Source organism: Streptococcus sp. HMSC073A12 (assembly GCF_001812815.1).
In the GTDB taxonomy this organism is placed as follows: domain Bacteria; phylum Bacillota; class Bacilli; order Lactobacillales; family Streptococcaceae; genus Streptococcus; species Streptococcus vaginalis.
The window spans coordinates 45851-60623 of the sequence record NZ_KV810530.1 but is presented as its reverse complement, the minus strand read 5'-3'; the positions used below and the strand labels follow the sequence as shown (position 1 = coordinate 60623).

At 39.7% G+C, this 14773-nt stretch carries 14 protein-coding genes and 2 pseudogenes; 12 read left to right on the top strand and 4 right to left on the bottom strand.

The annotated features are described in order from the left end of the window. The first annotated feature begins 44 nt into the window (after positions 1–44). From hprK to HMPREF2876_RS03150, 4 genes are read left to right on the top strand one after another with little or no spacing between them, the layout of a single operon-like run. Positions 45–977, top strand: a complete 933-nt coding sequence (gene hprK / locus HMPREF2876_RS03165; RefSeq protein WP_024051835.1) for an HPr(Ser) kinase/phosphatase — start codon at positions 45–47, stop codon at positions 975–977. Further along, positions 970–1743, top strand: a complete 774-nt coding sequence (gene lgt, locus HMPREF2876_RS03160) for a prolipoprotein diacylglyceryl transferase (protein WP_024051834.1) — start codon at positions 970–972, stop codon at positions 1741–1743. Before hprK ends, lgt begins: the two co-directional genes overlap by 8 nt. A gap of 18 nt (positions 1744–1761) precedes the next feature. Further along, positions 1762–2145, top strand: a complete 384-nt coding sequence (locus HMPREF2876_RS03155; RefSeq protein ID WP_024051833.1) for a DUF948 domain-containing protein — start codon at positions 1762–1764, stop codon at positions 2143–2145. Positions 2146–2160: 15 nt separating this feature from the next. Then, complete coding sequence (locus tag HMPREF2876_RS03150; protein ID WP_024051832.1) at positions 2161–2631, top strand: YtxH domain-containing protein; 471 nt, start codon at positions 2161–2163, stop codon at positions 2629–2631. Positions 2632–2735: 104 nt separating this feature from the next. On the opposite strand, the gene HMPREF2876_RS03145 is transcribed toward HMPREF2876_RS03150, so the two are convergent. Next, a complete protein-coding gene (locus HMPREF2876_RS03145; RefSeq protein WP_003032701.1) occupies positions 2736–3029 on the bottom strand; it encodes a DUF3270 domain-containing protein in 294 nt (97 codons plus the stop codon). Between the two features lie 138 nt (positions 3030–3167). Between HMPREF2876_RS03145 and HMPREF2876_RS03140 the strand changes: the two genes are divergently transcribed. From HMPREF2876_RS03140 to HMPREF2876_RS03110, 8 genes and pseudogenes are all read left to right on the top strand, one after another. Then, entirely contained in the window at positions 3168–4097 is a 930-nt protein-coding gene (locus HMPREF2876_RS03140; protein ID WP_024051831.1) for a peptidase U32 family protein, read from the top strand. A gap of 130 nt (positions 4098–4227) precedes the next feature. Further along, positions 4228–5514 carry a peptidase U32 family protein gene (locus HMPREF2876_RS03135; protein WP_024051830.1) on the top strand — a complete coding sequence of 429 codons (1287 nt, stop codon included), beginning with the start codon at positions 4228–4230 and terminating at the stop codon, positions 5512–5514. 698 nt (positions 5515–6212) lie between these two features. Beyond that, positions 6213–7874, top strand: coding sequence for a ribonuclease J (locus tag HMPREF2876_RS03130; protein WP_024051829.1), 1662 nt, complete (start codon positions 6213–6215; stop codon positions 7872–7874). Positions 7875–7970: 96 nt separating this feature from the next. Continuing rightward, positions 7971–8762 (top strand): alpha/beta hydrolase, encoded by a 792-nt coding sequence (locus HMPREF2876_RS03125; RefSeq protein WP_024051828.1) that lies wholly within the window; start codon positions 7971–7973, stop codon positions 8760–8762. A gap of 144 nt (positions 8763–8906) precedes the next feature. Further along, positions 8907–9053: a hypothetical protein gene (locus tag HMPREF2876_RS11115; protein WP_024051827.1), complete on the top strand. Its 147-nt coding sequence runs from the start codon at positions 8907–8909 to the stop codon at positions 9051–9053. Between the two features lie 75 nt (positions 9054–9128). After that, a pseudogene (locus HMPREF2876_RS03120) lies at positions 9129–9611 on the top strand (matrixin family metalloprotease); the annotation flags it as partial. Position 9612: 1 nt separating this feature from the next. Further along, positions 9613–9978 (top strand): annotated as a pseudogene (locus tag HMPREF2876_RS03115) (hypothetical protein). 74 nt (positions 9979–10052) lie between these two features. Next, positions 10053–11951, top strand: a complete 1899-nt coding sequence (locus tag HMPREF2876_RS03110; RefSeq protein ID WP_070584152.1) for an ABC-F family ATP-binding cassette domain-containing protein — start codon at positions 10053–10055, stop codon at positions 11949–11951. A gap of 364 nt (positions 11952–12315) precedes the next feature. Here HMPREF2876_RS03110 and HMPREF2876_RS03105 read toward each other — a convergent pair whose 3' ends face one another. Genes HMPREF2876_RS03105 through murT form a run of 3 tightly spaced genes read right to left on the bottom strand, consistent with a single transcriptional unit; the run spans position 12316 to position 14721 of the window. Continuing rightward, positions 12316–12564, bottom strand: a complete 249-nt coding sequence (locus HMPREF2876_RS03105) for a LapA family protein (protein ID WP_024051822.1) — start codon at positions 12562–12564, stop codon at positions 12316–12318. 28 nt (positions 12565–12592) lie between these two features. Continuing rightward, positions 12593–13378, bottom strand: coding sequence for a lipid II isoglutaminyl synthase subunit GatD (gene gatD, locus HMPREF2876_RS03100; RefSeq protein ID WP_024051821.1), 786 nt, complete (start codon positions 13376–13378; stop codon positions 12593–12595). Next, positions 13378–14721 carry a lipid II isoglutaminyl synthase subunit MurT gene (gene murT, locus HMPREF2876_RS03095; RefSeq protein ID WP_042753988.1) on the bottom strand — a complete coding sequence of 448 codons (1344 nt, stop codon included), beginning with the start codon at positions 14719–14721 and terminating at the stop codon, positions 13378–13380. The genes gatD and murT overlap by 1 nt, the downstream gene beginning before the upstream one ends. Between the last annotated feature and the right edge of the window lie 52 nt (positions 14722–14773).

Below are 14773 nucleotides of genomic sequence, written 5' to 3'. Positions count from 1 at the left end.
AAAATTTGCTATAATAGAAAAAGAAACTATCAAAGGGGAAGAATATGACTGTAAAGATCAAAGATCTATTAAAAAAAGTCAGGTTAAATGTGGTTTATGGCGATGAGAAAATGTTGGAAAGAGAAATTACGACCTCTGATATTTCCCGCCCAGGACTTGAAATGACAGGTTATTTTGACTATTACACCCCAGAGCGTATCCAGCTAATGGGCATGAAAGAATGGTCTTACTTGATGAAGATGACGTCACATAATCGCTATCAGGTTTTACGGAAAATGTTTGAACACGATACAGTTATGATTGTGGCGCGTGATTTGAAAATTCCTGATGAGATGTTAAAGGCTGCAAAGGAAAATGAAATTGTTGTTCTCAGCAGTCACACCCCAACGAGTCGTTTATCCGGTGAGATTTCAAGTTATTTGGATTCGCGTTTGGCTGAGCGAACCAGTATTCATGGGGTTTTAATGGATATTTACGGAATGGGTGTCTTGATTCAAGGAGATAGTGGAATCGGAAAAAGCGAAACTGGTTTAGAACTGGTGAAACGGGGACATCGTTTAGTTGCGGATGACCGCGTAGATATCTACGCAAAAGATGAAATGACTCTCTGGGGCGAGCCAGCGGAAATTTTGCGCCATTTACTTGAAATACGCGGTGTTGGGATTATTGATGTCATGAGCCTTTATGGAGCTAGTGCTGTCAAGGATTCATCACAGGTTCAATTGGCTGTTTATCTGGAAAATTATGATGTCAATAAAACATTTGACCGTTTGGGAAATAATGGTGAAGAGTTTGAAGTATCAGGTGTGTCCATTCCAAGGATTCGTATTCCTGTGAAAACGGGTCGCAACATTTCGGTGGTGATTGAAGCAGCAGCGATGAATTACCGTGCTAAAGAGATGGGCTTTGATGCCACGAAGACTTTTGAGGAACGCTTGACCAATCTCATTAGTGAGAATGAGGTGTCTCATGATTAATCCAATTGCATTTAAAATAGGACCTCTAAGTATTCGCTGGTATGCGATTTGTATTGTAACAGGTTTAGTTTTAGCTGTTTATCTGGCTATGCGTGAAGCGCCGCGAAAGAAAATCATTCCAGATGACATTCTTGATTTTATCCTCATTGCGTTTCCCTTAGCAATCGTTGGAGCTCGCATTTATTATGTCATTTTTGATTGGGGCTATTATGCTAAAAATTCTGCTGAGATTTTTGCCATTTGGCACGGAGGAATTGCTATCTATGGCGGTTTAATCACCGGAGCGATTGTCTTTTATTTTTTCTCACAAAGAAAGCTTATCAATACGCTAGACTTTTTAGATATTGCGGTTCCAGGAGTGATGATTGCCCAAAGTATTGGACGCTGGGGAAATTTCTTCAATCAAGAGGCTTACGGAGCGGTTGTTAAAAGTCTAAATTACTTACCAAGTTTTATGCGCAACCAAATGTACATTGATGGTCATTACCGACAACCAACTTTTCTTTATGAGTCGGTTTGGAATTTGTTAGGATTTGCTTTAGTGATGGTTGCGAGAAGAAAGAAAAATTTCCTCAAACGTGGGGAAATGACTGGATTTTATCTTATTTGGTATGGAATAGGTCGCATGGTGATTGAAGGTATGCGAACAGATAGTCTCATGTTTGCGGGCTTGCGTGTGTCGCAATGGTTGTCTGCTGTTCTAGTGGTTGCAGGAATCATTCTCGTCATTTACCAACGCAGAAAAAAAGATACCCCTTATTATTAAAAAGTTAGGAGAAGAAAAATGCTTGAAATTGCTTATAGTCTAGTTGCCCTCGCTTTGATTGCTTTGATTGTTTATACGATTTTTTTGGTTAGGAAAATCTCAAATGTCGTTGACGAAACAGAAAAAACAATTCAGGTGTTGACGACAGATGTCAATGTGACACTCTATCAAACCAATGAATTGTTAACGAAAGTGAATGTTTTAGCAGATGATATTAACGGGAAAATGACAACAATTGATCCACTTTTCACTGCAGTTGCAGATTTGTCAGAGTCAGTTTCAGATTTAAATGATTCTGCTCGTCATTTGAGTAAAAAAGCTGCTACAGCAGGTAAAAATGGAGTGAAAGCTGGTGCAACTTTATCGGCCTTACGGATGATTACAAAACTATTTAAAAAATAAGAAAGAAGGTTTATTATGGGTAAATTTTCATCTATCCTTTTAGGAACAATCTCTGGTGCGGCTGCAGCGGTATTTCTCACAAGTAAAAAAGGAAAAGAAGTGACAGCTAAGGTTTCTGATTTTATGAATGACGTCAAAGAAAATCCAGATGATTTTAAAGATCAAGTAGTACAAAAAGCCAATCATTTCTCTAATCAAGCTGCAGAAGCAGTCAACCAAGCCAAAGAAAAGGTTGAGAGCGGAGAAATTATAGGTGAAACAATTCTTGACTCTGTGAAAGAAGCAACGAAACAAGTAGTTGACTTCTCACAAGAGAAATTTCAAGAATGGAAAGAAAAAATGGAGTCAGAAGGGATTTCACCAGAAGAATTTAAAAAATCTGCTCCTGAATCATCAGAAAATGAGCCTACTTCCGAGGATATTGTCATTGATTTGACAGAAGAAAACCAAGAATCGGAAAATGAAGACAAAAAAATTGAGGACTAGCACCTCAATTTTTTTAACTTTTTAACATCGATTTTACATCACAACGAATCACAACAATTCACGACAAAAATAGTGCCTGTTTGCAAGGCGCTTTAATTTCAAAACTATTTATTTCTTTTCTGACGAATAAATGCTTGCTGCATTTTAATGCAAACTAAACTAACACCAATTGCTAAAGCAAAAGCTAAGAAAGTGTTTATTTTAATAGACAAGAATAAAAAGCTAAACAAAGCTGTCAAGATACAAAATGTAGCAATATTCACGAAAAATAGTAATTCTTTCAGATTTGGATTCGTTTTTGCTTCAGGAATGTAATCTTGATAAAGGGGATATTGTTCTTGTTCTAATTCTGGATAGGTGTAGTCTTCTTGATAGGGCTGATATTTTCTTGCAGTCATGTTCTCTCTCCTTACAGTACTCTCTTATTTTATCATGATTTTAATTAGATAAATATTACATAACGGTTACAAAAAGGCTAAAAATGCTTTTCAAATTAAAAAATAGAAGAGAAATCAAAAATATGTTATAATTTTGCTATGAAAAAGATTATCATTACAGCGACAGCTGAGAGCGTTGAACAAGTAAAAGAGCTTTTAGAAGCAGGCGTAGATCGCATTTATGTAGGTGAAAAGGAGTATGGTCTTCGGTTACCCCATACTTTTTCTTATGATGAATTGCGGCAGATTGCAGCCCTTGTACATGAGGCGGACAAAAAGTTGACAGTTGCTGTCAATGCTTTGATACATCAGGAAATGATGAATAAAATCAAGCCATTTCTTGATTTTTTAGTGGATATTCAGGCGGATTATATTACTGTGGGAGATGCCGGTGTCTTTTATGTGTTAAAACGCGATGGTTATCCGTTTAAGACGATTTATGATGCCTCGACTATGGTTGCTAGCAGTCGTCAAGTGAACTTCTGGGGGCAAAAAGCTGGCGCTTCTGAGGCTGTTTTAGCACGGGAAATTCCATCGGCAGAATTGTTTAAAATGCAGGAAGTGTTAGAAATTCCTGTTGAGATTTTGGTTTATGGTGCTAGCGTCATTCATCACTCTAAGCGTCCGCTTTTGCAAAATTATTATAATTTCACTCATATTGATGACGAAAAGAGTCGTGAGCGTGATTTATTCCTTGCAGAGCCGAGTGACCCAGATAGCCATTATTCTATTTTTGAGGACAATCATGGGACGCATATTTTTGCAAATAATGATTTGGATATGATGACGAAACTTGGAGAGTTGGTAGAACATGGCTTTACACATTGGAAATTAGAAGGGATTTATACGCCAGGACACAATTTTGTTGAAATTGCCAAACTCTTTGTGCAAGCGCGTGAGCTGATTGAGACCAATCAATTTACACATGATCAGGCTTTCCTTTTGGATGAGCAGATTCATCAATTGCATCCCCAAAATCGTTTCTTGGATACTGGATTTTATGAATATGATCCAGACCAGGTGAAATAAGGAATACAGGTGGTCGCGAGTTGTGACTGCTTGTTTAACATTCACAATCTGCTACCTTTAGTTTGCTTTCAAGCCTTTTTTGCTATAAAATAAAAAGGCTAAGTATTAGAATATGGAAAAGAGCGAGAATATGACAAAAACTTTGAAAAGACCAGAAGTTCTGGCGCCTGCTGGAACGTTGGAAAAATTAAAAGTCGCCATTCGCTATGGAGCGGATGCTGTCTACATTGGCGGACAAGCCTATGGTTTGCGCAGTCGTGCTGGAAATTTTACGTTTGAAGAAATGGAAGAGGGCGTTCAATTTGCTCGTGAACATGGCGCAAAAGTCTATGTGGCTGCGAACATGGTAACCCACGAAGGAAATGAAGAAGGAGCTGGGGAATGGTTCCGCACTTTGCGAGATATTGGCATTTCTGCCGTTATCGTATCTGACCCAGCATTGATTGCCATTGCTTGTACAGAAGCGCCAGGTTTGGAAGTACACTTGTCAACACAAGCTAGCGCAACAAACTATGAAACCTTAGAATTTTGGAAAGATTTGGGGTTGACACGTGTCGTTTTGGCGCGTGAGGTTTCTATGGAAGAACTAGCAGAAATCCGCAAACACACCGATGTGGAGATTGAAGCTTTTGTTCATGGTGCTATGTGCATTTCTTACTCAGGGCGCTGTACTTTATCTAATCATATGAGCATGCGGGATGCCAATCGTGGGGGCTGCTCTCAATCTTGCCGCTGGAAATATGATCTCTACGATATGCCCTTTGGACAAGAGCGCAAGAGCTTAAAAGGCGAAATTCCAGAAGAATTTTCTATGTCGGCTGTGGATATGTCCATGATTGACCATATTCCAGATATGATTGAAAATGGAGTAGACAGCTTGAAAATTGAAGGGCGCATGAAGTCTATTCACTATGTATCTACTGTTTCAAATTGTTACAAGGCGGCAGTAGATGCTTATCTTGAAAGTCCTGAAAAGTTTGAAGCAATCAAGCAAGATTTAGTAGATGAAATGTGGAAAGTTGCGCAACGTGAGTTGGCAACGGGATTTTACTATCATACACCAACTGAAAATGAGCAGCTTTTTGGAGCACGCCGCAAAATTCCGCAATATAAATTTGTGGCAGAAGTGGTGGCTTATGACCCTGATACGCAAACAGCGACTATTCGGCAACGAAATGTCATCAATGAGGGCGACCCAGTTGAGTTTTATGGTCCTGGTTTCCGTCATTTTGATGCAGTCATTACAGATTTATATGATTCAGATGGAAATAAAATTGATCGGGCTCCAAATCCGATGGAACTATTGACGATTTCCTTGCCATATCCGGTTTATCCAGGTGATATGGTACGCAGTCGTAAAGAAGGTTTGATAAATCTTTATAAAGAAGACGGCACAAGTGTCACAGTACGAGCATAAAAATCTACATTGAGAAGAGGTTTGAATGGTTAATTCTGTCTCTTTTCATTTGCAAAAAATATTTTAAAAATTTGGATGTAAACGCTTGCTTTTTTAAAAAAGAAGGTGTACAATATAATTAAAGAAAGATAAGAAAGGGCTGATTCCAATGGGTATCGGAACGTTCATATTTTAAATCGTTTATGATGTATTAGTTTCTATTTGCTAATTGTTTTTCTTAATTGGAGGTATTTGATAAATATTTCTGAAGATGTCATGTAGTGGTTTGTAGAATTGCATCGCGTATAAAGAACGCAAAGTAAGAATAAATAAGAATGTTATTTGATGCAGTCGGTAGAAGCTTTTTAATGATTTTCACGCTTTGGTATAAAACCGCTATTGTTTTAGATGAAAAAACTTGTTTTTGATATATTGTGGACAAGAAAATCATTCTTTAATAAAATAACGATGGAAACATCATAAGAATCTCTTTTCAGATAATTACTTTCTGAAAGTCTATCTATCACTTATTAGCAAATAGAGACGGCTCCTAGCTTTCTGTAGGTAAACAGTAACTAGGAGTTTTTTGTATGCTCTGTTCTTTGAAAAAAATCATGAAAAGTAGTATAATAAATTGGATATGCAAAAGATTTGCAAAACTGTAATTCGACTTGGGATTCCAAGGACCGTTAGTAAGAAAAATTTGAAAAGGAGAATCAATGAGCAATATTAAATTGATTGCTTTGGGCGGTGTACGTGAAAATGGAAAAAATCTTTACATCGCTGAAGTGGATGAATCTATTTTCGTCCTGGATGTCGGATTAAAATATCCAGAAAATGAACAGCTTGGTGTGGATTTTGTTATTCCAAATATGGACTATTTGTTTGAAAATAAGGACCGTATTGCAGGGGTCTTTTTGACACACGGGCATGCAGATGCAATTGGTGCCTTGCCTTATTTACTTGCTGAAACGAAAGTTCCTGTATTTGGCTCAGAATTGACGATTGAGTTGGCTAAGTTATTTGTCAAAGGAAATGATACGGTCAAAAAGTTCAATGATTTTCATGTGATTGATGAAGACACAGAGATTGATTTTGGTGGTACGGTTGTATCTTTCTTTAAAACAACGCACTCTATTCCAGAGAGTTTAGGGATTGTTTTGAAAACGTCTGAAGGCAATATTGTTTACACAGGTGATTTCAAGTTCGACCAAACGGCTAGTCAGTCTTATGCAACAGATTTTGCTCGCTTGGCGGAAATTGGTCGTGAAGGCGTTCTAGCTCTTCTTAGTGATTCTGCAAATGCGGATAGTACGATTCAAGTGGCAAGTGAGAGCGAAGTTGCAAAAGAAATTAGCAATACGATTGGTGATTGGGAAGGGCGCGTGATTGTTGCGGCGGTTGCAAGCAATCTTTCTCGTATTCAACAGGTTTTTGAAGCTGCTGCTAGGACAGGTCGTCGTGTTGTGTTGACGGGGTTTGACATTGAAAATATCGTTCGGACGGCTATTCGCTTGAAGAAATTATCACTTGTGGATGAACGTCTGTTGATTAAACCTAAAGAAATGTCCAAGTTTGAAGATTATGAATTGATTATTTTGGAAACTGGGCGTATGGGTGAACCAATCAATGGCTTGCGCAAGATGTCTATTGGTCGTCACCGTTATGTAGAAATCAAAGAAGGCGATTTGGTTTATATTGTTACAACACCGTCTATCGCAAAAGAAGCTTTGGTGGCGCGTGTAGAAAACATGATTTACCAAGCAGGTGGTGTTGTCAAACTAATTACGCAAGATTTACGAGTGTCTGGACATGGAAATGAGCGCGATTTGCAATTGATGTTAAACCTCTTGCAGCCGAAATTCTTGTTCCCAATTCAAGGAGAATATCGTGAATTGGCAGCACATGCTAAAGCTGCAATGGCAATTGGTATGTTGCCAGAGAACATTTTTATTCCAAAACGTGGTAGCATTATGGAATATGAAAAGGGTGATTTTGTACCTTCTGGTGCGGTATCTTCTGGTGATGTCATGATTGATGGAAATGCGATTGGTGATGTCGGAAATATCGTTCTTCGTGACCGTAAAGTTCTGTCTGAAGACGGTATCTTTATCGTCGCCATTACAGTAAACCGTCGTGACAAGAAGATTATTTCCAAAGCCAAGGTTCATACGCGTGGATTTGTTTATGTCAAAAAAAGCCGTGATATTTTGCGTGAAAGTTCTGACTTAATCAATAAAACAGTGGAAGATTATCTTGCAAAAGATAACTTTGACTGGGGTGAACTGAAAGGAGCTGTACGTGATAATCTTGCGAAATACCTCTTTGAGCAAACTAAACGTCGTCCAGCGATTTTACCCGTTGTAATGGAAGTGCGTTAAGCAGGTTAAATTAGCACATTTTATATAGTGACAAAATAGTGGGGTCAGGACATTTGTTCCACCCCCTTTCTTACATTTATATGAAAAGGAGACAAAATGGCATTTTTTGAAATAGAATATCATTCAGCAGTACTAGAAATGGAGCGTCGTGTCAATGTCATCTATCCCGATGCGGATACAGTAGCTCCCAGTCAGGTAGTAGATACGGATATTCCCGTTCTTTACCTTTTGCACGGTATGGGAGGCAATGAAAATTCGTGGCGAAAACGGACGAATATTGAGCGTTTACTGCGCCATACAAATTTAATTGTCATTATGCCATCAACAGATCTTGCTTGGTACACCAACACTGCTTATGGGTTGAATTATTATGATGCCATAGCAAAAGAATTGCCTGAGGTTATGCAGCGATTCTTCCCCAATATGAGTCGGAAACGGGAGAAAACATTTATTGCAGGCCTGTCGATGGGAGGTTATGGAGCTTATAAAATAGCCTTGACGACAGATCGATTCTCTTATGCAGGGTCATTTTCAGGTGCTATTGGGCTCGGTTTGGATGATGTGGATATAGAGGAACTTCCAGGCGGAACGCTTAACTATTGGCAAGGTGTGTTTGGCGATTTGAAAGCAGCTGATGTTAAGCGACATTTTTTGACGACAATGGCAAAGAAGTCAGATAAAAAGACTAAATTTTACGCTTGGTGTGGGGAGCAAGATTTTCTCTATCAAGCAAATGAAGTAGCTGTTAAACAATTGCGCGAATGTAGCTTAGATATCACCTATCATCATAATCTGGGAAAGCACGAGTGGTATTACTGGGAAAAACAATTAGAGGAATTCCTGAAATGGCTGCCGATTGATTTTGAAGTAGAAGAGCGCTTGTCCTAAAGTTGCTTGAGAGATGCCCTTTTTGATAGGAAATTACATTTTCCTATCAGTGATTTGTTATTTCTTTTACAAGCACCCATTTTAAGAATTTTTTAAGCGAATCTCATTATACTTACTCTTTATATTTTAGATTAGGAGGAGAGTATGAGATTTCTATTTCGATTGATTTCTGGGTTATTTCGATTGCTCTGGCGATTGGTTTACACAGTTGCATTAACAGCACTCTTTTTAGTGGGAATCTTGTATATCATGAGTCCTTCTAAAAGCAATTTTTCGACAACACTTCAGTAAGATGTCAGTCAAATTTATCGATATGTAAGTGGTCAAGATAGTCAACTAGGCCTTGGACAAAATGTAAAAGACCTGACCAAACAGCTATCGGACAATCATGTTCACCAAACTTCTGGTGCACGCTGGGATAAAGCGAGTGCTACGGTTTATATTGATACACAAGATGAGATATTTCGCTCAGCTTATCAGGAAGCCATTCGTACTTGGAATCAGACAGGTGCTTTTACTTTTCAGATTGTAAATGATAAAAGTCAAGCCAATATTGTGGCTACAGAGATGAATGATGGTACGGTGAGTGCGGCAGGTGAGGCAGAATCACAAACTAATTTATTGACAAAACGCTTCACAAATGTAACGGTTCGACTAAATCGTTATTATCTATTGAATAGTCAATATGGCTACTCTTATGAGCGAATCGTAAACACAGCAGAGCATGAACTGGGACATGCGATTGGATTGGAGCACAATGAAGAAAAATCCGTCATGCAGTCCGCTGGATCGTTTTATGGTATTCAAGCAGTAGATGTTCAAGCAGTAAAGGAGTTGTATCAAGCATAAAATGATAAGAAATATGTTTAAAATCATCAGACGTTTCCCAGAGCAAGTTTTCTTGTTTGTCTTTAATTCCAGCATTTTTGCCTGGCTTTGGCAAAGTGGTTCTGATATTGCCGTTCGTATCGGTGTGACAGCTGCATGACAAGAACATGTTCCGACACCCATTCAGAATTTCTTTGGTCAAAGCAGTCAAGCTGTTCAAGGATTTTTCAATCATTCAGCCGTGATGTGGCTGATTGGTTCGATGATGATTCTTTGGGTCATTCGTTTTGTAAAAGGAATCATCAAATTAGGGCTTTTTGCTTTGATTATTCTATTAGGTGTTTACCTTGTGATGCAAAATCAAGAAATTTTAAATAGTTTTAAATGAAAATGCGGTAAAAATGAACCGTATTTTTGTTTTCTAAGATAGCCGTTGGGATAGGAATCTGCTATAATAGGGTTATGATTATTTTACAAGCAAATAAGATTGAACGCTCTTTTGCAGGGGAGGTTCTTTTTGATAATATCAACCTGCAAGTGGATGAACGAGATAGAATTGCCTTAGTCGGGAAAAATGGAGCTGGGAAGTCAACCCTGCTCAAGATTTTAGTGGGTGAGGAAGAGCCTACTTCTGGTCAAATCAATAAAAAACGAGATCTTTCCCTGTCCTATCTGGCTCAGGACAGCCGCTTTGAGTCGGAGAATACCATCTATGACGAGATGCTGCATGTTTTTGATGATTTACGTCAGCAGGAGCAGCGATTACGACAGATGGAGCTGTCTATGGGGGATTTGACTGGGACGGATCTGGAAAAACTGATGACAGATTATGACCGCTTGTCAGAGAATTTCCGTCAGGCAGGCGGATTTACCTATGAAGCAGATATTCGTGCCATTCTCAATGGTTTCAAGTTTGATGAGTCCATGTGGCAAATGAAGATAGAAGAGCTTTCGGGCGGGCAGAATACTCGGCTGGCTCTAGCGAAAATGCTGTTGGAAAAGCCAGATTTATTGGTACTGGATGAGCCTACTAACCACTTGGATATAGAGACGATTGCTTGGCTAGAGAACTACTTGAGCAACTACAGTGGAGCTCTCATCATCGTCAGTCACGACCGTTATTTCCTAGACAAGGTAGCCACTGTGACGCTGGACTTGACCCAGCATTCGTTGGATCGCTATGTGGGAAATTACTCTAGTTTTGTTCAGCAAAAGGAGCAGAAGCTCTTGACAGAGGCCAAGAATTATGAAAAGCAGCAGAAGGAAATTGCTGCTTTGGAGGATTTTGTCAATCGCAATCTGGTTCGGGCATCTACAACCAAACGCGCTCAATCCAGACGCAAACAGCTGGAAAAAATGGAGTGTCTTGACAAGCCAGACAGAGGCAACCGTTCTGCTAATATGACCTTTCGCTCAGCTAAACCTTCTGGAAATGTCGTTCTGACGCTGGAAGATGCGGCTATCGGTTATGATCATCAAGTGTTGGCCGAGCCTATCAATCTGGATATTCGTAAATTTAACGCAGTAGCTATTGTCGGACCAAATGGTATTGGCAAAACAACTCTTATCAAGTCCATTGTGGGACAAATTCCTTTTATCCGTGGTCAGGAGCATCTGGGAGCAAATGTGGAGCTGGGCTACTATGACCAGACCCAAAGCCGATTGACACCGAGCAATTCAGTCTTGGACGAGCTTTGGAATGATTTTAAACTAATACCAGAAGTGGAAATCCGCAATTGTCTGGGCGCTTTCCTCTTTTCAGGTGATGATGTCAAAAAGTCTGTCAGTATGCTGTCAGGTGGGGAACGAGCGCGGCTTTTACTGGCTAAGTTGTCTATGGAAAACAAGAATTTTCTGGTGCTGGACGAGCCAACCAACCACCTAGATATTGATAGCAAAGAGGTGCTGGAGAATGCCTTGATTGACTTTGACGGTACTTTGCTCTTTGTCAGCCATGATCGCTACTTTATCAACCGGGTTGCCACGCAGATTATCGAGCTTTCTGATACTGGATCTACTCTTTATCTGGGCGATTATGACTATTATCTGGAGAAAAAAGCAGAGCTGGAAGCTTTGAGAGAGGAGAAAGCTACTGCGGCAGAGCCCGCTCAGTCTCAGCCAGTCACCAACTATCAACTCCAGAAAGAAACACAGAAAGAAGCTCGGAAATTAGCTCGCCGTTTGGAGCAGTTAGAAGCTGAAATCGAAGAGCTGGAGATGCAAACTACCGAGTTGACAACAGCTATGCAGGCAACCAATGACGCAAGCGAACTCATGGAGCTTCAGCAAAAGCTAGACCAGCTGACTGAACGACAGGAAGCTGCCATGACAGAGTGGGAAGAAGTGGCAGAACAGGTGTGAGCGAGCTATTTTTAAGTCAAGAAAGTTTGTTCGAGACGGAGAAATTCCTCCCCAAGAGTAAATACCGAACGTTTAAAATGGGAATGAGAGTTTTTTGAGCAAAAAACCTCATCCTTCATGAAGGATGAGGTGACTTTTAAGTAATTTGCCATTTTTTACATTTTGGACGAGGAGTTTTAGGGTAAAATGGCTTTGTCCAGTTTTCGGAAGGAAGTTTTTGGAGCAAATTCCGAATATTCTCGTTTCGGACAAAGCTTTTTTGAAAAAATAATGTCGTCCGATTTTTGGACAAGAAGATTTTGATAAAAAAAGACGTATCCGAAAGTAAAATCCGAACTTTAAAAAACCAGGCTGGATTTCCAGCCTAGTTTTTATTTTTGAGTTCTTTTTTTGCTTTGGCTAATTCATTTCTGAGAGAGAAATTCTTCGGCATACTAATGAGGATAGTAGTGATAGCTCCAAGTAAGACAGAGAGTAAAATTAAGAAAATCAGTGGAATTTTAAAGCGAAAGAGAATAAAATTGACGGTGACGCTTTGCATATTAGCTAAGGACAATCCAGCGGTTAGGAGGATTGCGAGCAACAGTAAAATGTAGTTCATTCTTTCTTTCATCATTAGTCTCCTTTTGTATTTTATATCTCTATTCAAACTCTGCCTTGCTCTTGACGTCTCCGTATTCTTCTGGGACTTCTTGAGCTAGAATGTCCTCGTAGTTGGCGAGTGGAGTATCTTGGCCATATTTATTCTTCAGGGCGGTTGTCACTAGGCGGTAAGCTAGATTGGCATTGCGGGATAGGATAGGACCGTGGAAGTAAGAGCCAAAGACATTCTTGTAGTGCACGCCTTCGCTTTGGTCTTCCTTGTTGTTTCCATTCCCATAAATAATTCTGCCGAGCGGTTTTTCGTCTTCAGATAGGAATGTCCGTCCTTGGTGATTTTCAAAACCATAATAGGTTTCGTCAAATTCATCGTTATGAATCTTGATGTCGCCGATGTAGCGGTTATTTTTTTGATTGAGAGTATAATGTCCCATAATTCCAAGTCCCTCAATCCGCCGACCAGAAGCTTCAATGTAGTATTGACCTAGAAGCTGAAAGCCACCACAAATAGCTAGCACTACGCCGTTATGATTGATAAATTCCTCCAAGCTATCTTTTTTTGCAGGCAGATCTCGTGCCACAATGGTTTGCTCGTAGTCTTGCCCTCCGCCGAAAAACGCCAAATCATAGTAATCTTTATCAAACTCATCTTCAAGTGATACAATATCAATCTGAACGCGAGCGCCTAGCTTTTCAGCTACATATTTGAGCATGAGAATATTACCATTATCACCATAGGTATTCATGAGATTGCCATAGAGATGGGCAATTTTTAAATAATAAGTATAATCCCGATTTTCAGGAGAAGTTAGTGATGTATAAACCATTAGTTCATCTCCTTTCTGACGACTTGATGAGAAGCCAGCAATTCGCGAAACTCTAGCATGGCGGTGTAAGTAGCTAGGATATAGGCATGCTTGGTTTCTTGGTTTTTAATTTTTTCAAAGACCTGGCTTAAATCAGCTACTTCACTGATTTGTTCAGCATTATAGCCAGTCACCCGCAAGCGTCGGGCAATCTCAGAATGACGAACCCCGCCAGCAATCATATGCGGGATATCCATGTTTAAAATCTGCTCAAAATCTGCATCCCAGATCCAGCTCGTATCGATACCGTCCGCATAATTAGCATTGAGCAGAACTGACAAGCTAAATGGATAAGGAGCTAGTTTAATCATTTCTAGAGCTTGCGTGGCTCCAACAGGATTTTTAATGAGAACTAGCGTACACTCCTTGTCGCCAATCTTGAAAGTTTCCTGACGTCCGAAAACAGCTCTGCTCTTGTCAAAACCAGTCTTGATAGTAGTCGGCTCAACTTCAAAGAATTGAGCAACGGAAACGGCAGCTAAAGCGTTGTAGATATTGTAGAGACCACCGATATTGATGTGATAGCTTTGACCGTCAATGACAAAATCCGAACTGTTGTGACGAAGACTGGTCAATTGGGTTAGTTTGTAGTCTAATTCAGGGCGCCTAAAGCCACAGTGCTCACAAATATAATCACCTAGATTGGCATAAGTGTTGAGCTTGTATTTTAGAATGTGCTGACATTTAGGACAGAGAATACCCTCCGTATTGTAATGAGCTAGTTTTGGCTCTCCTTTTTCTGTATCAAAACCATAATATTGAACCGGATTTTTGAGAGTAACAGAGTTAAACAGCGGACTGTCTCCATTTAGCAAGACGGTTGCCGTAGGAACCTTTTGAGCAGCATCCAAAATCATTTGGTAGGTCGTGTAAATTTCTCCGTAACGATCCATTTGGTCGCGGAAAATATTGGTAAAGACGAAAAGGCTCGGTTTAATGTAGTCGCAAATGCGTGAGAGGCTAGCTTCATCAATTTCCAGTACAGCGATATTCTTGCCAGATTTTCCTTTTTTTGCGGTTAGGAAAGTGGTTGTAATGCCGCTAATCATATTGGCTCCGCTGGGATTGGTCACTACTTCGTCAAAAGCGTCTTTGAGGATTCCAACTGTCAGAGCAGTAGTCAAGGTTTTCCCGTTTGTCCCTGTAATCACCACTACTTCGTAATCACGTGCTAGTGTATTTAAAATGTCGTTGTCAAATTTCAGGGCAAGTTTTCCAGGCAGAGTTGAACCACGTCCCAGTTTGCTTAAAACAAAATGGGAGGATTTCCCTGCAAGAGTGCCCAACATAGTATTTATCTTCATAAGAAATATTTTATCATAAAAACTAAAGAAGGTTACAGAAAAATATCTTGAA